This window comes from Streptomyces sp. 135 (assembly GCF_020026305.1).
GTDB lineage: Bacteria > Actinomycetota > Actinomycetes > Streptomycetales > Streptomycetaceae > Streptomyces.
Genome location: NZ_CP075691.1, coordinates 4,887,352 through 4,902,963 on the forward strand (window position 1 = coordinate 4,887,352; position 15,612 = coordinate 4,902,963).

General features: G+C 68.8%; 16 protein-coding genes. 6 read left to right on the forward strand and 10 right to left on the reverse strand.

All coding sequences use genetic code 11. From position 1 onward, the window contains the following. The first annotated feature begins 1 nt into the window (after nucleotide 1). Nucleotides 2-598: a hypothetical protein gene (locus tag KKZ08_RS22065; RefSeq protein ID WP_223776103.1), complete on the forward strand. Its 597-nt coding sequence runs from the start codon at nucleotides 2-4 to the stop codon at nucleotides 596-598. A gap of 613 nt (nucleotides 599-1,211) precedes the next feature. On the opposite strand, the gene KKZ08_RS22070 is transcribed toward KKZ08_RS22065, so the two are convergent. From KKZ08_RS22070 to KKZ08_RS22105, 8 genes are all read right to left on the reverse strand, one after another. Further along, nucleotides 1,212-1,817, reverse strand: a complete 606-nt coding sequence (locus tag KKZ08_RS22070) for a hypothetical protein (RefSeq protein ID WP_223776104.1) — start codon at nucleotides 1,815-1,817, stop codon at nucleotides 1,212-1,214. Next, complete coding sequence (locus KKZ08_RS22075; protein ID WP_223776105.1) at nucleotides 1,814-2,440, reverse strand: hypothetical protein; 627 nt, start codon at nucleotides 2,438-2,440, stop codon at nucleotides 1,814-1,816. Before KKZ08_RS22075 ends, KKZ08_RS22070 begins: the two co-directional genes overlap by 4 nt. After that, nucleotides 2,427-2,798: a hypothetical protein gene (locus tag KKZ08_RS22080; protein WP_223776106.1), complete on the reverse strand. Its 372-nt coding sequence runs from the start codon at nucleotides 2,796-2,798 to the stop codon at nucleotides 2,427-2,429. Before KKZ08_RS22080 ends, KKZ08_RS22075 begins: the two co-directional genes overlap by 14 nt. 107 nt (nucleotides 2,799-2,905) lie before the next feature. After that, nucleotides 2,906-3,718 (reverse strand): hypothetical protein, encoded by an 813-nt coding sequence (locus tag KKZ08_RS22085; protein WP_223776107.1) that lies wholly within the window; start codon nucleotides 3,716-3,718, stop codon nucleotides 2,906-2,908. Continuing rightward, entirely contained in the window at nucleotides 3,715-4,053 is a 339-nt protein-coding gene (locus KKZ08_RS22090) for a putative T7SS-secreted protein (RefSeq protein ID WP_223776108.1), read from the reverse strand. Before KKZ08_RS22090 ends, KKZ08_RS22085 begins: the two co-directional genes overlap by 4 nt. Before the next feature lie 12 nt (nucleotides 4,054-4,065). Continuing rightward, nucleotides 4,066-4,362, reverse strand: a complete 297-nt coding sequence (locus KKZ08_RS22095) for a hypothetical protein (RefSeq protein ID WP_223776109.1) — start codon at nucleotides 4,360-4,362, stop codon at nucleotides 4,066-4,068. Between the two features lie 11 nt (nucleotides 4,363-4,373). Beyond that, on the reverse strand, nucleotides 4,374-5,453 hold the full coding sequence (locus KKZ08_RS22100; protein WP_223776110.1) for a hypothetical protein: 1,080 nt from the start codon (nucleotides 5,451-5,453) through the stop codon (nucleotides 4,374-4,376). Further along, complete coding sequence (locus KKZ08_RS22105) at nucleotides 5,450-6,124, reverse strand: hypothetical protein (RefSeq protein ID WP_223776111.1); 675 nt, start codon at nucleotides 6,122-6,124, stop codon at nucleotides 5,450-5,452. Before KKZ08_RS22105 ends, KKZ08_RS22100 begins: the two co-directional genes overlap by 4 nt. A 208-nt stretch (nucleotides 6,125-6,332) precedes the next feature. On the opposite strand from KKZ08_RS22105, the gene KKZ08_RS22110 reads away from it, so the two are divergent. From KKZ08_RS22110 to KKZ08_RS22130, 5 genes are all read left to right on the forward strand, one after another. Further along, nucleotides 6,333-6,851: a hypothetical protein gene (locus KKZ08_RS22110; protein WP_223776112.1), complete on the forward strand. Its 519-nt coding sequence runs from the start codon at nucleotides 6,333-6,335 to the stop codon at nucleotides 6,849-6,851. 119 nt (nucleotides 6,852-6,970) lie between these two features. After that, a complete protein-coding gene (locus KKZ08_RS22115) occupies nucleotides 6,971-7,507 on the forward strand; it encodes a DinB family protein (RefSeq protein WP_223776113.1) in 537 nt (178 codons plus the stop codon). A 98-nt stretch (nucleotides 7,508-7,605) separates the two neighbouring features. Next, the gene (locus KKZ08_RS22120) at nucleotides 7,606-8,247 is read left to right on the forward strand and encodes a hypothetical protein (RefSeq protein WP_223776114.1); all 642 of its coding nucleotides are present in this window, start codon (nucleotides 7,606-7,608) and stop codon (nucleotides 8,245-8,247) included. A gap of 141 nt (nucleotides 8,248-8,388) precedes the next feature. Beyond that, nucleotides 8,389-12,999, forward strand: coding sequence for a DUF6531 domain-containing protein (locus KKZ08_RS22125; protein ID WP_223776115.1), 4,611 nt, complete (start codon nucleotides 8,389-8,391; stop codon nucleotides 12,997-12,999). A 2-nt stretch (nucleotides 13,000-13,001) separates the two neighbouring features. Further along, the gene (locus KKZ08_RS22130) at nucleotides 13,002-13,445 is read left to right on the forward strand and encodes an SUKH-3 domain-containing protein (protein ID WP_223776116.1); all 444 of its coding nucleotides are present in this window, start codon (nucleotides 13,002-13,004) and stop codon (nucleotides 13,443-13,445) included. Nucleotides 13,446-13,529: 84 nt separating this feature from the next. On the opposite strand, the gene KKZ08_RS22135 is transcribed toward KKZ08_RS22130, so the two are convergent. Together KKZ08_RS22135 and KKZ08_RS22140 are read right to left on the reverse strand one after the other, a co-directional pair. Then, the gene (locus tag KKZ08_RS22135) at nucleotides 13,530-14,405 is read right to left on the reverse strand and encodes a serine protease (RefSeq protein WP_223776117.1); all 876 of its coding nucleotides are present in this window, start codon (nucleotides 14,403-14,405) and stop codon (nucleotides 13,530-13,532) included. 199 nt (nucleotides 14,406-14,604) lie between these two features. After that, nucleotides 14,605-15,378: a hypothetical protein gene (locus KKZ08_RS22140; protein ID WP_223776118.1), complete on the reverse strand. Its 774-nt coding sequence runs from the start codon at nucleotides 15,376-15,378 to the stop codon at nucleotides 14,605-14,607. Nucleotides 15,379-15,612 lie beyond the last annotated feature (234 nt).

Below are 15,612 nucleotides of genomic sequence, written 5' to 3' on the forward strand. Positions count from 1 at the left end.
TATGCCGCTCCAGACGCAATGGGACACCCCTCCCAGCGACTACACGATCTTCGTCCCCGACGGCTGGTTCCAACTGCACCTCGACCCCGACGAGCGCGACCGCGGCATCGTCGCGCTCGCCGACCGGCAATTCGCCGGTATCGACAACGCGCCGGTGCTCAAGGAACGGCTGATGCGGGACCTGCAGAAGCAGGCGAAGGCGGCCCACCGCGAGGGTGGTCTCGAGCTGTACATCTCCTTGCTGACCGTCGCGGGCCTGCCGCTGGCGTCATCGCTGCTCGTGAGCCTGCTCCCGGACGGCTGGCCCGGCTGCCGGACGGCACACGACCTGGCTCGCCGGCTGGGAGGAACGGGGCGCCCCCCGGAGGTCCGGAGACTGGATGCCGCGGGTGACGCCGTACGCATAGAGAAGACCGAAGCCGCTGACCCCGAGCGCCAGATGGGCAATACCCTCGCCACGACGACCGTGACCTATCACGTCCCCGTACCCGCGAGCGGCCAGTGGCTGAACCTCACCTTCTCCACCCCCATGGAGGGCCTGGCACCGAAGATGGTGCAACTCTTCGACACGGTGGCGGGAACACTTCACTGGGAGTAGGCCGTAACGCTTTTCAAAGGCGCCCTCTCCGCGGCCAAGGCCGCAGCTTCCGCTTTCGTGCCCGCCGAGTTGGTCGGCACCATGCGTCCGGCTTCTTGACACTGACGGCAATGAAGTCGGCCCTGAAGAAGGAGAGGTGACGATGGAGCGGGCAGACGGCGGACCGAACGTGCGGGAAGCAGTGGCGATCGCGGCGGGGTGCTGCTTGTCCTCGCCTCGGTGTGCGCTGTTCTTTGGGTGAAGGGCGCGTGGCGTTCGGCTGTCCGCCTGGCGCCGGAGCTCATGTTCGCCTGGCCGGGAGCCGGGTGGACGAGCCGTTCCATGTGGCGCGTCGGTCTGGTGGTGTGCTGGGGCTTGCCCTTCCTGGCGATGCTCTACCTTCTCGTGGTCCTGCGTGGGCGCCACTGCCGTCCGTACGAGGCCGCTTCCAGTCCCTGCCGGGTGTGGGGCCGGCTCTCATCACGTACGTCGTCCCCCCGGACGCCGCGGGCTGGGCCGCGTACCGCTTGCATGCTGCCCGGGAGCAACGGCTCGCCGCCGAACGGCAGGCAAGGCTGGGGAGGCTGCGGAAGAAGGGGAGAGGGAAGAGCCGCTGGGCCGCCGCGTCAGAGGGCTACTGGTCGAGGTTGATGAACAGGCTCCGCGCGAAGTCGTCGAACTCGTCGATGTTCGAAGTGATCCACCCGATGTCCTCGCCGAGCGTACGCACGATCACGTCGATGCCCAGCGATTCGAGGCGCCAGGCGTAGTTGACCGAACAGCACATGGCCTCGGCCTTGGCCGCGACGAAGTAGCGGATCGAGCGCTTGCCCCGACCCAGGCGTTCGGTGTCGAAGTCGATGACCTCGGGGTCCTGGGCGGCGCCCGGCTCGTTCTTCTGGACGAGCTCTTCCAGCGTCGCGTCGACTTCGCCCTCGCTCGGGCCGGCGTGCACGAGAAAGGTCAGGAACTCCCGGCGCGGATCCGGTACGTAGAGGAAGACCTGGTGCACCGGGATGGTGCGGGGGAGCAGCTCCGCCGTGGACTCCAGCTCGAACGCCAGCATCTTGACCTGCTTCTTGTCGACGGGTTCGTCGTCGACGAGTGCCCAGAGCAGCTCCGAGGTGCGGCGGGCCCATTTCTTGCGCTCGCGCGCGGCACCACGCCCTTCGCCGAGGATGGGCATGGCGGGCCAGACGGTGGCATCGCTGTCCGTGTCGAGAGAGAAAGTGACGTTCACTCGGTCCTCCAGCGGAACGTAGTCATCACGGCGTCGAAGAGCTCGACGAGGATCTCGGTGAAGTCGCCCTCGGGGTTGCCGTCTCCGAGTGTGCTGAAGCTGACGACGAGCCACCCGGAGTCCCCACCGGAAGAGGGCACTTGCACGAGGTAGTCCACGTGCTTCGATGGCGCTTCCGCGTCTTTCTTCGGGTCGGCAGGCATCGTGCGCTCCTTGCGCACCGCCGTCGCCCCGTCCATCTCCACGGGCTCGGAACCCGCAGAATCGGCGAGCAACTGGGTCAGTACGTCCTGCCCCCCCACACCTTCCCGCAGCGCGGTGTCGACCTTCGCGACGACGATGGATGCGGCGATGAGATACCCGTGCATCGGCTCCACGGGAAGGTAGAGGTCCACACCGTCCCGTCGCTGGGCCTCCTTGACCGACGCGTTCAGTCGCCGGTACAACTCCATGCGCGCGTCTGCCACCTTGTCCTTGGGCAGGTCGGCGGAAACCCTCTCAGCGGCTTCGTCGACGATCGTCTTGACCGCCTCCTGGGTCCCCTCCCGCAGAGGGATCCGGGCCCACCCGGGTGGGAGGACCAGGGTGTAGCCGAAAGCGTTCTTGATGTCAGCCGGCGGCATCGCGTCGGTTCCTTCGTTCGAGCGCCCCGCACACGAGCGTGAGGGCACCGGGCAGCAGAGGGGTGGCGAGTACCACGGGGTACTGGTGCATCAGCAGGAGCAGCGGAAAGAGCTGGGCAAGCCCGCCTCCGGCGAAGTAGAGGGTGAACTCCTTCCGCCAGAGGCCTCGGCGGTGGATGGTGACGACCCCGAAGGCCAGTGCGGCGATCGCGGTCAGGGGCACGACCTGCGCTGGCACGCGGAAGACACCGCTGAGCGCGTCGGGGAGTGCCCCTGACTCGATGAGCACCCCGCCGATGATGGCAATGATGAGCAGGGCGAGCGGTGTCACGATGGCGATCCGTGCGTACCTGATCACCTTTCTGTCCTCGGGCGAGGGGTCAGCTGCTGCGCCGGGTGTTCTGTTGTCCACCATGAATGCGGCTCCTGGTTCCGTGCGTGGCGACCTGCCGGTGCCGTGCTCCCTCACCAAGCGGACTGGGCCTGCGTCACGCCGTGACTTCCCTTGAAGTCGTTGTACGCTTCCCAGCTGGGCTTGTGCGGAATGTTCAGCCCGTCGCTCGCGGCGTTCAGCGTGTCATTGTCACCCAGCAGCTTGTCGCCCCAGTCGACGGCCGTGCCGGCGTAGGCGGAGCCCATGGCGACACCGTAGGCGACGTTCCCGCCCGCCTTGGTGCCCTGCGAGATCCCCTCGCCGAAGAGCCGCTTGTTCGTGCTGATCCCCTTCCGCAGCGCCGCGAGCTCACTGTCGCCGAGGTGCGCCGCCGTGGACCACTTGCTGGGCGGCGGCATCTCGTCGGCCACCTTGCCGGCGCGACCGGCGATGCCCTTGCGCAGGGCAGTCATCTCCGCGCGGATGCCGGCCTTGGCCGCGTCGTCGGTCGCACCGGCCAGCCGGTTCGCCAGCTGGTTGCGCAGGGACTTGGTGGCCGTGAGGCCGTCCTTGAGCTTGGTGACCCGCTGCACGGTGGAAGCGGCACGCGTCGTCTTGCTCGCCGCCTTGAGGCCGATCATGGCACCACGGCCGAGGCCCATGGTGAGCAGCCCGAAGGCGTCGAAGGCTACGTCCATCCAGGTCGCCTTGCCGGCGGCCACCAGCAGCATGCGACCCAGTACGACTGCGATGCCGATGCCGATGACGATGAGGTTGAGGCCCGGGATGAAGATCGCGGCAATGGCCAGAGCCGTACCGATCCAGCTGAGGATGTCGAGGAAGAGCTTGAACCCCTCCGCGTGCTCCTTGGCCCAGCCGACCAGGTTGTCCCAGGTACCTGTCATCGCGTCCGATGCGTCCTGTCACGCGCCTTCTGGGCGAGTCCTTGAGCGTGCTCCAACTCGTCGGCCCATGTGTTCAGGTGGCCCGAAACCTTCTCATAGCGCCCCTTGGTCTTCTCGAAGCGTCCGGCGAGTTCGTCGGACTCCTCCTTCAGGCTCTTCGCGTACTTGCCCTTGATGTTGTCGTCGTCGCCGAGCTGACGGAGCTTCTTCACCTGTCGGGACAGGGTTTCCGCTATGTTCGAGAGCCGTTTCGCCTCCGCGCGCACGGCGACCGGGTCGCCCGGAGTCGGGTCTGATTCGGCGATGGGGGACCAATCGACTGGACGGCCGGCCACGCACTTTCTCCCTTAATTGTTCTTCTTCTTGCGTTTATTGGCCTCGGCCAGCTCTTTGTCGAGCTTCTCGAAGTTCTCGATGGACTGCTCGACGAGCTTGCCGACCTTCTCGATGTTGTCCAGAAGCTCTTTACGGTGGTCGTCCCAGTTGGTGGTGAAGTCCTCCATGGCTCCGGAGACATAAGGCGATCCGTATGCGTCCTTCAGGTCTTCCTGATGCCCGGTGCACCCCTTGAATTCCTTGCGTACTGTGCTGAGGTCCTTCTTGATCGTGTAGAGGTAGTCGTAGTCCACCCCGAGGTCGGTCATGTTTTCCTCTATTACCGGTTGATGGACTGCACTTCCTCGACCGCGACCTCCTGGACGACCTCGATCGTGCCGTCGGGCATGCCGACCGGAGTGTCCTGTCCCGTCCCCGTCCAGCTGATCTCCCATGTGAGGGCGGCTTTGAGGGGGAACGTGGCTCCCTTGGACGAGCGGTTGTAGACGATGCCGCAGGGCGGGGTCTCCTTGGACCTGCCCTTCGCGTACGGTGCGCCGATCTTGCCGTCGTCGGTGATGGGGCACTCACCACCGGCGGGGATCAGTGTGGCGTCGCCCGTGCCCGGGTCGAGCGTGAGCGACTTGGGCTTGGCGGTCGTCGTCGCCTCGATCGCGAAGCCCGGGACGTTGATGGCCGCCGTGGCCCGGACCTCGTCGAAGACGGCCTTGTCGAGCCAGGCCCAGGTCGGCAGGTTCACCTTCGTCGTGCCATCGGGGGCGAGGGAGACCTTCGTCTCGGGCAGCTGCATGTGCTGGTAGGCGAGCGCGGCCAGCATCTCCGGCTTGATGGCTTCCTCGTACTGCGGCGGCGGCGCCTCGCCGTTGTCGACCCAGAAGGGGATGTCGCTGCACGAGGAGCGCTTCAGGATGTCCGGCTCGTCGGGGTTCTCGACGGCGGCCCAGAACATCCCCTTGCCGTCCTTGTCGACGTTGTAGTCCTTGTAGCCCGGGGTGTCGGTCCAGCCGTAGTCGTCCTCGTAATGACGCTGCATCTGGGAGAGCGCCTGGCCCGCGTGACCGCCCATGCCGGGGGCGCCCATGGCGTCCTTCAGCTCCTTGGACATCTTCTTCTTGAAGTCCTTGGCGCCGAGGTAGGGGGCGTACCAGCAAGGGGGCGGGTTCCAGGTGACGTCGGACGAGGAAACGTTTCCACTGCTTCCGCCCTTGGCGACGGCGCCGGAGTACTGGACCTTTGCGGCGGCGTAGATGCCGGTGGCGTCGCTGCCGCCCTGCCGGTCCACGGTCCCCTTGTCGGAATCGACCGGCTTGGCCGCATAGGCGGATTCCGTGAGAATGAGGACGCTGAAGGTGAGGGCCAGCGCCGCGGTGTTGAGAACCGTGCGTCGCGATCTGATCACCGACACTTCTCCGCTTTCGTCTCGACGAACACCTTGGACGCCTGCCACAGCCCCTTGCCCGTGGGGGACTTGGACATGACGACCCTGAAGTAGTCGAAGTCCTTGATGCTGTTCTCGGTCTTCAGGAGTTTCCCGGACTTGACCTCTTTGCCGTAGAACTTGCCCGAGTCCGCACAGAAGGAGACCTCCACCGAATTACCGTTCGCGGCGGATCGCGTGATGGCCTGGTAATGACGCAAAGTCCCGGTGGCGGTCCAACCACCCTTGATCCACTCGCTGACCTGCACCTTGGCGTAATGCAGTCCGTCGCCGGTGGAGTAGGCGGTGATCGCCGCGTCGTTGGCAGTGCGCTTGTGGACGCCTCGATAGATCGCGCGAAGGAAGTTGGCGGTGTCGGCCATCGCGGCCGCCTCGTTCTTGTCCTTCGGCTCGTTCCAGTCGAAGACCAGGTTCATGTCCTTCGGCAGGGACACATCCACGCCGTCCGGCTTGTCCGCCGCCGGCGCGCCCGACGGCTCTGCCGACTTCTTCGGCTTCCCGGAGTTCTGGTCCGCTCCCGCGATCTTGTCGGTGTCCTTGGAGCCACCGTCGTCTCCGCTGCCGCAGGCCGACAGAAGCAGGGCAGCGGTCGCGGCGAGCGCGATGGCGACAGGCGTGGTGCGGCGGTTCACGGTCGGCTCCCGGTGGGGCGAGGATGTCTCCAACGGGAGCCGACGTTATCCACGGGGCTGTTGGTTCCGCCAGGTTCGATAGCGGGGCAAGCCGCCCGATTCCAGCGGACTGTCACCGTGTCGTGACGCGAAGCCGCGGGTCAGCAGCGTGAGTCAGCGAAATGAAACCGAGGGTACGGAGACTTCCCGCCGCCCTAGGCTGACGGTCATGATTTCGCCCCGTGCCCTGGACGGCCCTCGGTGGCATCGCCTCGCCGTCGGCGCGATGCTGTTCCTCGCCATGGGCGGCGTGGGAGTCGGGCTGCTCGTCGCCACCTTCGGTGCCGGGGCCAGCCCCTTGGCGCGTACCGGGCTCGGTGCGGGGGCCGTCTCGATGCTCGCCGTGGCCTGGTGGTGCGCCCGTTACTGGTACGCGGCCTTCAGCGAGGGACGCCGCGCGGAGCCGGTACCGGAGCCCGACGCGTGGCCCTGGGCGCTGCCATGGACGGTCGGCACCGTGTCCCTTCTCGCCACCGGGGTGCGGCAGGTGCGCGCGGGGGACAGCGCGGGGTGGTTCACGCTGGGCTTCGGCGAGCTGATCGGGCTGCCCCTCACGGTTCTGTTCCTGCTCATGCTGTACTTCACGGCGCGAGGATCACTTCGTACGGGCAGTCGTCCGCGAGGAGGCGCCCCACGGGCCTCGGCGGAAGCGCCTCGACCGCGCCGCGACTGGGGCCCCATCGGCTGAGGCACCCCCTGAATCCACCTGAGCTGGCCTGACCTGTCACCGGCTCACCTGCCACTGCCTCACCCGAAGGCGCCGCATATCCGCGTGCGCACCCCCAGGCGGATCGGCATGATGGCGTGATGGCCGACGAGATCCCCGTGCACATGCCCCGAGTCCCCCAGCGCACAGAGCCCCCGCACACCGCCGCCGGCGAACGCGCCTCCCTCACCGCCTTCCTCCAGTACCAGCGCGAGACCCTCGCGATGAAGTGCGCCGGGCTGACCGCCGAGCAGCTCAAGGAGCGGGCCGTGCCGCCCTCGGACATGTCGCTGCTCGGCCTCGTCCGGCATCTCGCCGAGGTCGAGCGGAGCTGGTTCAGGAACGTGATGAACGGCGAAGCGCTGAGGGCCAATTGGTCGGGGAGGGTGCCGGGCGAGCACGCCGACTTCGACGTAGCGGACGCCGACCCGGACGAGGCCTTCGAGGTGTGGCGCGCCGAGTGCGCCCGCTCCCGCGCCGTCGTGGACGCCCTGGACTCCCTCGACGCCACCGCCGATTTCCGCGGCGACACGTATTCGCTCCGCTACGTCCTCACCCACATGATCGAGGAGTACGCACGCCACAACGGCCACGCGGATCTGCTGAGGGAGCGGATCGACGGCGTCACGGGGGAGTAGCGGGCGCTCCTCCCGCGGAGGGCGCCGCCTCGTAGGCTGGCTCCCGGACCGGTCAGCGACCGGACCGGCGCACGCCGACAAAGGGGACGAGAACAGCCATGGCCCGCTACACAGCACCGCAGACCATCGCGCGCGGCGGATTCAGCATCAAGGTGCCGGAGACGTGGTGGGAGTTCGACGTACGCCCCGAGTCGCGCGACTCCGCGATCCGCCAGATGATCAACGACCGGGTGCGTGCGCGCCCCGAGCTGGCCCCGTACCGCGAGACCTTCGAGGCGTTCCTGCGCAAGGCCTCGAAGGACGCCTGGCAGTCCGGCGCGCTGTACTGCGGCTGCATGGCGGAGACCTTCGGCGGCGATACGCCGGTCACCGGCTCGGTCACGGTCTCCTTGGTCGGCGCGCGCACGCCCAGCGGCGACATCCTGCCCACCGACCCGGAACGCATCGTCGCCCAGCTCGGCGTACGCGAGGCCAAGCGGGAGGGCGACGCGTGGCGGAAGGTCACGACGGTCGACATCCCGGGCGTCGGCCTCGCGGCACGGACGTACGGCATCGAGGACATCTCCGTACAGGGTGACGACCGCACGATCCGCGTCGTCCTGATGCAGACGTTCATCCCGGTGCCGGGCCAGGAGGGCAAGGTCGCGCTGGTCTCGGGCAGCAGCCAGATCCTGGAACTGGCGGATTCCTTCTTCGACATCTTCGACGCGGTGACTTCTACGTTCCGCTTCGCGGAGTAGCGGAGTAGCGGAGTAGCGGAGTAGCGGAGTAGGGCCGGCCGCCCCAAGGCGCCTCCCGCCACCGACACCTCGGCTAGTAAATTCGTACCTCTGTACGGTGGCTGCTGTAGCTGTAGCTGCAGGTATGACGGGGGATGACGCATGGGGGGCCACCGGCCTAGGGACTGGCACGTCCTGGATCTGGAGAAGGACCCGACGCCGGGAGATCCCGACCGGGTGCGCAAGCTGGCCAAGGACTTGCATGACTTCTCCGACGATGTCGGCAAGGTGCTCCGGGACATCAAGGGGATGGCGGGCGAGGACGCGATCCTGCGGTGGGCGGGGAAGACCGCGGACGCTTTCACGGAGAAGTTCGAGAAGGCGCCGGAGAAGCTGAAGAAGCTCAAGAAGTCCTACGGGATGGCGGGCGACGCGCTGGCCGCGTACTGGCCGGAGTTGGAGCGCGCCCAGGCCTTGGCCGACAAGGCGCTGGTCAAGGGCCGCGAGGCCCAGGCGGACCTGAGCAGCGCCAAGTCCCGTCTCTCCTCGGCCGAGTCGTGGGTGGAGAAGGCCGGCAAGGAAGCCGACAAGTACAAGGACAAGGGTGGTTCCCAGGGCAAGGACGTGCCCAAGCCGGACGAGGACAAGGTCCGCGCCGCCACCCGTAACGCCGCCTCCGCGGAGAAGGCCCAGAAGTCCGCGCAGGGTGACGTCGACGCCGCCAAGAGCGCGCTGGAGGCGGCCAAGAAGATGGCCGCCGATGCCCGCAAGATGCGCGAGGAGGCCGCGGGCACCGCCAAGCGGAAGATCGACGAGGCCTCGGATGCGGGTATCAGGAACCGCAAGTGGTGGGAGGAGATCGGCGACTGGGTCTCCGACAACTGGGACACCATTGTCGAGATCTGCAAGGTCGTCGTCGCCGTCGTCGGCATCATCGCGATGATCGTCGGCGGCCCGATTCTCGCCGCCATCGTCATCGTCGCCGGGGCCATCGTCCTCGCGGACACCTTGAGCAAATACGCGAAAGGTCAAGCCACGCTCATGGACGTGGCGTTCTCCGCCCTCGACTGCATACCCGGCGCCAAGGGCATCACCACCGCGGCCAAACTCGCCAAGGGAGCCAAGGGCGGCCTCAAGGCCATGGCCAAGGGGTTGGGCAAGGGCGGGCTGCGCAGGGGTGCCGACGACGCGGCGGGTGCGGGCAAGAAGGCCGCCTCGCGGTGCAAGAACGGTGACCCGATCGACATGGTCTCCGGCGAGATGCTCATGGAGGAGACCGACGTCGACCTCCCGGGGCTGATGCCGCTGGTCCTTCGGCGTACCCACCTGTCGACATACGGATGGGGCCGGTGGTTCGGGCCGTCGTGGGCCTCGACGCTCGACGAGCGGCTCGAACTGGACGCCGAGGGAGTGGTGTTCGCCGCCGAGGACGGCATGATTCTCCTGTATCCGGTGCCCCGGCCCGGTGCCTCGGTCATGCCCCTCGAAGGTCCGCGCTGGCCGCTGGACTGGGACGGCTCGCCGGGCGCCCCCATCCGCATCTCCGACCCGCAGGCAGGCACGGTCCGGCACTTCGCGTCTCTGGGCGCGCCCGGCCCGGACGACACCGCGTTCGTGATGCCTTTGGCTGCGATCTCGGACTCCACCGGCAGGCGCGTCGAATTCGACCGCGACGCGATCGGGACGCCGACGGCCGTACGGGACTCCGCCGGGCGGCACCTGCGTGTCGACACGGACGGAGGCCGCGTCACCCGGCTCCGCCTGGACGATGCGGAGGCGGGGCCCGAGGGCGTCACCCTGCTGTCCTACGGCTACAGCGACGACGGCCGGGGCAACCTCACCGAGGTCCGCGACTCCGGTGGTGCGCTGAAACTCACGTACGACGGCCGCAACCGCATCACGTCCTGGACCGACCGCAACGGCGGCTGGTACCGCTTCACGTACGACGACCTCGACCGCTGTGTCCGGGGCGAGGGTACCGACGGCCGGCTCTCCTGCACCGTCGCGTACGACACCGAGAACCGCGAGACGCGCTACACGGACTCCCTCGGCCGCACCACCACCTACCGGCACAACGAGCTGCGCCAGCTCATGTCCGAGACGAACCCGCTCGGGCAGACCACGTACTTGGAATGGGACCGCTACGACCGGTTGCTCTCGCGCACCGACCCGCTCGGCCGGACGACCCGCTACCGCTACGACGAGCACGGCTTTCCGACGCATGTCCTGCGGCCGGACGGCGGGCAGAGCGTCGCCGAACTCGACGAGCGCGGCAGGCCCGTGACGGTGACCGAGCCGGACGGTGCTGTGTGGCGCATGGAGTACGACTCCGCGGGCCGTCTCACGGCGGAGACCGACCCGACCGGCACCCGCCTCTCCTTCGGGTACGACGAGGCCGGTGGGATATCCACGATCACCGATGCCACGGGGCGGGCGACCCGGGTGGAGACTGACGCGGCGGGGCTCCCCGTCGCGACGACCGATGCCGAGGGCGCGACGACGCGCTACGAACGGGACGCCTTCGGTAGGCTCGTCGCGCAGACCGGCCCAGACGGCTCCCGCACCGCCTACACCTGGACGCCGGAAGGCAGGCTCGCCCTGCGCACCCTGCCCGACGGCAGTACGGAGCGGCGGGCCTACGACGGTGAGGGCAACCTCGTCGAATACGTGGACTCCCTCGGCCGCGTGACGCGTTTCGAGTACGGCGCGTTCGACCTGCTGGAGAAGCGGACCGAGCCGGACGGGTCATGCCTGCGCTTCACCTACGACGGTGAACTCAGGGTGACCTCGGTGACCAACCAGCTCGGCGCCACCTGGAGCTACACCTACGACGACGCCGGCCGGTTGATCCAGGAGCGGGACTTCGAGGGTCGTACGCGCAGCTACCGCCACGACGCGGCCGGACAGCTGATCGGGCAGACGAACGGCGCCGGAGAGACCACCGAGTACGTGCGTGACCTGCTCGGCAAAGTCCTGGAACAGCGGACGCCCGAGGGGGTCACGAGCTACGAGTACGACCCGGTGGGCAACCTCCGCGTGGTGCGCAGCGAGCATGCGGAGGTCGCCTACGAACGCGACGCACTCGGCCGGATTCTGGCCGAGACCTGCAACGGCGCGACCGTGCGCTCCGCCTACGACGAGCTGGGCAGGCGCACGCGCCGGGTGACGCCGTCGAACGCCGAGAGCCTCTGGGAGTACGACGGCCGTGACCGGCCCGTACTGCTCCGGACGGCGGGCCGTGCGGTCAGCTTCGGCTACGACGACGCCGGCCGCGAGATCGAGCGCCGCGCGGGAGCGATGGTGCTCACCCAGGGCTGGGACCCGGACAGCAGGCTCAGTTCGCAGGCGGTGACTGCCGACGCCTCGCCGACCAGGCCCGAACGGCGCAGGGTGCAGGAGCGGACGTACCGCTACCGGTCGGACGGCACGATCCACACGATCGACGACCTGGTCAACGGCCGCCGCACCATCGACGTCGACCCCACCGGACGGGTCACCGCTGTGCGGGCGGACACCTGGTCGGAGCGGTACGCCTACGACGCGGCCGGGAATGTGGCGTCGGCGGAGCGGCAGGGGGCCGCGGCGGCCGCGGCCTCCGGAGGCGTGAGTGGCGGTTCGGGCAGGCCCGGGGGCGTGCGCTACGTCTTCGACGCCCAGGGCCGCGTGGTGCGGCGGCGCAGAAAGCGGCTCTCCCGGAAGGCCGACGTCTGGCACTACACGTGGGACAGCCAGGACCGCCTGGTCGGCGTGGTCACGCCGGACGGGACGAAGTGGGCGTATTTGTACGACCCGTTCGGGCGCCGCATCGCGAAGCGGCGCTTCGCGGCGGACGGTGAAACCGTCGTGGAGGAGGTGTGGTTCGTCTGGGACGGCTTCGTGCTCGCGGAGCAGGTCAGACGGTCCGGCGACGAGCCGCTCAGGTGTACGACGTGGGACTGGGAGAGGGACCGCTTCAGTCCGGTCACGCAGGTGGAGCGCGTCGCCGGGTTCCGGGCCCACCAGGACGCGGAGCAGGAGTGGATCGACGAGGAGTTCTACTCGATCGTCACCGACGTGGTCGGCACGCCGACGGAGCTGTGCGACGCGGAGGGCGAGCTGGCATGGTGCTCCCGGACCACGGTCTGGGGCGCGCCGGTGGACGAGGAGGCGTCCGGTGACCGCGCGTGCTGCCCTCTCCGGTTCCCCGGCCAGTACCACGATCCCGAGTCGGGGCTGCACTACAACTATCAGCGCCACTACGACCCGGAGACGGGCCAGTACGTCTCCCTGGACCCCCTCGATCTCGCGCCGGGCCCGAACCCCCGCGCCTACGCGGCGAACCCCTTCACCGGGGTCGACCCGCTCGGCCTGGCGCCGGACTGCGAGCGCGCCTTGCAGGCCGCACGCGACCGCGCCGATCTCGAACAGGGCCGGCCGGGCGCCAGCAAGCAGACCAGGCCGACGAGCGCGGCCGGTCTCACGGTGCCCGGGCATCCGCAGACGTACAGCGGTGCGAGCATCAAGGGCGGCGGCGACCACAACCTGCACCCGGACGTCCAGGCCGCCTACGACAGGGTTCCGATGGAGCTGCGCCCGACGGGGAACCAGCATGGACGGTGCGGCGAGGCGGAAGCCCTCTCCAACGCCATGAACTCCGGACACGATCCGCGGGGCGGCGTGAGTGCTGCGGTGGACGTGCGGGCGGCGGGCAACCCCAAGCACGGTGTGCCCAAGGCCCCCTGTTCGTCATGTCAGCATGTGCTCGACCAATTCGGAATCACGGCGGTGACCTAGAGATGACTGAAGAATCCCCCGGGCGTTGGTCCGCGGAGTCCGACCGCGTACTGCGGGCGGTCGGCTGGCACCCCGGGCGAACCGTGCCCACGGCCGAGTGGGAGAAAGTCCTGCGCGATCACGGCGGCTTCGCGATCCACGAGGCGGCACGGCTCTTCCTCGCCGAGTTCGGCGGCTTGGCATGCGAGGAGCGGGGCCCGGGCAGGACGATGGCCCGCATGGGCTTCCGACTCGACCCTCTCGCGGCCGAATGGGACGACGAGATCTTCGACGTGCTCAGCGAGGAGGCGGGCGCGTATCTATATCCCGTCGGCGAAGCCGACCGCCGCAACAGCTATCTGGGAATCGCGCCGGACGGCAAGGTCTATATCGGCATGGACAGTGCCACGCTGCTCGCGGACACCGGCGACAAGGCACTGGAGAAACTCATCGAGGGCATCCGCTGAATCGGGCTTTCATCGGGCTGGCAGAAAAGGGCGGCCCGGGACTCGGTTGTGTGTCCCGGGCCGCCCGCCCGCATCAACCGGCCGTCAGCGCCGGTTCATCGCCCGCTTGATCTTCTTGCCCGAGGGCGACTCGTCCAGCGTCTTCCACAGCTTCGACGAGCTGAGCGACGTATAGACACCGGGGGCGCCCTGCGCGCCGCAGCCGTCGCCGTAGGAGACGACGCCGATCAGGATCGGGGCCTCGCGGCCGGGGACCTTGCGGAAGATGGGGCCGCCGCTGTCGCCCTGGCAGGAGTCCTTGGTCTCGACGCCGGCGCAGAAGTTGACCTTGGCGTCGTACTCCGCGTAGCTCGTCCTGCACTCGGCGTGGGAGAGGATCGGGACCCGCACCTGCCGCAGGCGGTCGGGCGTGTGGGGCAGCTCCGTGTCCGTGTTGCCCCAGCCCGCGACCGTCGCCTTCTGGCCCGGGCGGATCAGCGCGTCCGTGCCCTGCGTGGGGAGCGCGACCGGGGAGATGCCCCGCACCGGCTTCTTCAGCTGGAGGAACGCCACGTCGTAGGCCTCCTGGCCCTTGAGGTAGCGCGGGTGCACGACGACGCCGCCCTTGGCGATGTCACGTATCTGGCCCTGCCGGGAGGACAGGACCGTGCGGCCCACCGCCACCTGGAGCGTCTTCGGCTTCACCGGCTTGCCCGCGTCGTCGACCAGGCAGTGCGCCGCCGTGACGACCGTGTCCGGCGTGACGAGGCTCGCGCCGCAGAACTGGCGGTCGAGCGCGCTGCCCGGGCCCTTGTCCAGGACCGCCGTCATGAACGGGTAGGCATCGTTGGGGACTTCGGTGCCGCCGATGATCGCGTGCGCTGCGGGGGCGGACGTGGCCACCATCGCCAGTGCCGCGCCGGTCGCGGCGAGACCGGCGGCTATGGAGGTCTTGCGCGTGGGGGTTCTCTTGGAATTCATGGGGGGGCTGTTTCTCTTTCGTACGGCAGGAGTAGCGGAATGCGGTGCGGTGTGCAGTCACCGCCGCCGCACTGCTCTGCGCGCGAAAGGCCCGGACCAGGCTGGCCTGGGTGGGTTTTGCTCAACGCTTCAACAATCCCGTCGGACCCTCGCGCCGGAAAGAGAGAGGGCAATTCCCCGGGGCAGGTTCATTCCGGCGTCATGCCGTCTTCATTCCGTCGCTCGCTCGGTCTCCTCGGCGAGCAACTTCCGCAACGCAGGCGACATTTCCGGCACCCGTGCTCCCGCCGCCTGCGCCGCCGCGAGCGCCCGTACGTACGCCACCGCCTGCTCCCTCTGTCACGACGGCCAGAGCAGCAGGACGTGCGCCGTTCGTCGGCCACGGCGCCCTTCGGCCACCCCTTCGCCGCGGACCCGCCGCCCCGGACCTGCCACCCGCCACGCCGGAACGCGCGCCCGCCTCCGGGTACGAGGGGATCGGCGCCGCCCCCTTCCCGCTGCCGCTCTGTGTGCGGCCCACCAGCCAGTCCGGTATGTGGGTCACCGGAACCCCGTGTGCTCGTGCGCAACCGATCACCTCGCGGTACCCGGCCAGCAGCGGATGCAGCAACTGCCGCTTCCAGCGCCGCCGCACGAGCACCCAGAGCCAGGACCCGAGGGCCAGGAGGGGGACGGCCGGACCGAACAGCAGGGCCGGGGGTCTGCCGGACATGGCGGGGACCATGGGGGAGAAGAGCGGCCAGAGGACGCCCGCGACGATCAGCAGGGCGCCGATCCAGCCCGGAGCGCTGGTGCCTGCCCGGTGGACCGCCTTCCGGCGCTCCTCCAGCAGCGCCGTCGTCGCTGCGTCGTCCGTGTAGTCGAAGCCGCGCCGGACGCCGATCTCGCGCACGGCCGCGAGAAGTCGCGGATCGGAGGCGAGAGTTGCGCGGGAGAGGGGGAGGAGTGGGGTGCGGTCGGCAGGGGTGCTCACGGTCGGTTCCTTCCCGTCGTGTGTGGTGGGGCACGTGAGGCCGCGGTCGGGAACCGGTACGGCACCCGTCGGCGTCGTCCTCCGCGTCGACGGATCATGGCACGGCTGTGCCGCGCCCGGTCCGTGACGTGTGGGAACCGTGTGGAAGCCGCCGCCGGCCAGGGGCGAGCGGGTACGGGGCGCCAGTTGGGCAAAGTTCACGCCTTCACGTACGCACATGTCGGCCGCGCTCCA

Bases quoted from the DNA above. Each gene is read 5' to 3' on its own strand.
- KKZ08_RS22065 (WP_223776103.1), top strand. From the start codon at position 2: ATGCCGCTCCAGACGCAATGGGACACCCCTCCCAGCGACTACACGATC.
- KKZ08_RS22075 (WP_223776105.1), bottom strand. From the start codon at position 2,440: ATGCCGCCGGCTGACATCAAGAACGCTTTCGGCTACACCCTGGTCCTC.
- KKZ08_RS22085 (WP_223776107.1), bottom strand. From the start codon at position 3,718: ATGACAGGTACCTGGGACAACCTGGTCGGCTGGGCCAAGGAGCACGCG.
- KKZ08_RS22095 (WP_223776109.1), bottom strand. From the start codon at position 4,362: ATGACCGACCTCGGGGTGGACTACGACTACCTCTACACGATCAAGAAG.
- KKZ08_RS22110 (WP_223776112.1), top strand. From the start codon at position 6,333: ATGATTTCGCCCCGTGCCCTGGACGGCCCTCGGTGGCATCGCCTCGCC.
- KKZ08_RS22115 (WP_223776113.1), top strand. From the start codon at position 6,971: ATGGCCGACGAGATCCCCGTGCACATGCCCCGAGTCCCCCAGCGCACA.
- KKZ08_RS22120 (WP_223776114.1), top strand. From the start codon at position 7,606: ATGGCCCGCTACACAGCACCGCAGACCATCGCGCGCGGCGGATTCAGC.
- KKZ08_RS22125 (WP_223776115.1), top strand. From the start codon at position 8,389: ATGGGGGGCCACCGGCCTAGGGACTGGCACGTCCTGGATCTGGAGAAG.
- KKZ08_RS22130 (WP_223776116.1), top strand. From the start codon at position 13,002: ATGACTGAAGAATCCCCCGGGCGTTGGTCCGCGGAGTCCGACCGCGTA.
- KKZ08_RS22135 (WP_223776117.1), bottom strand. From the start codon at position 14,405: ATGAATTCCAAGAGAACCCCCACGCGCAAGACCTCCATAGCCGCCGGT.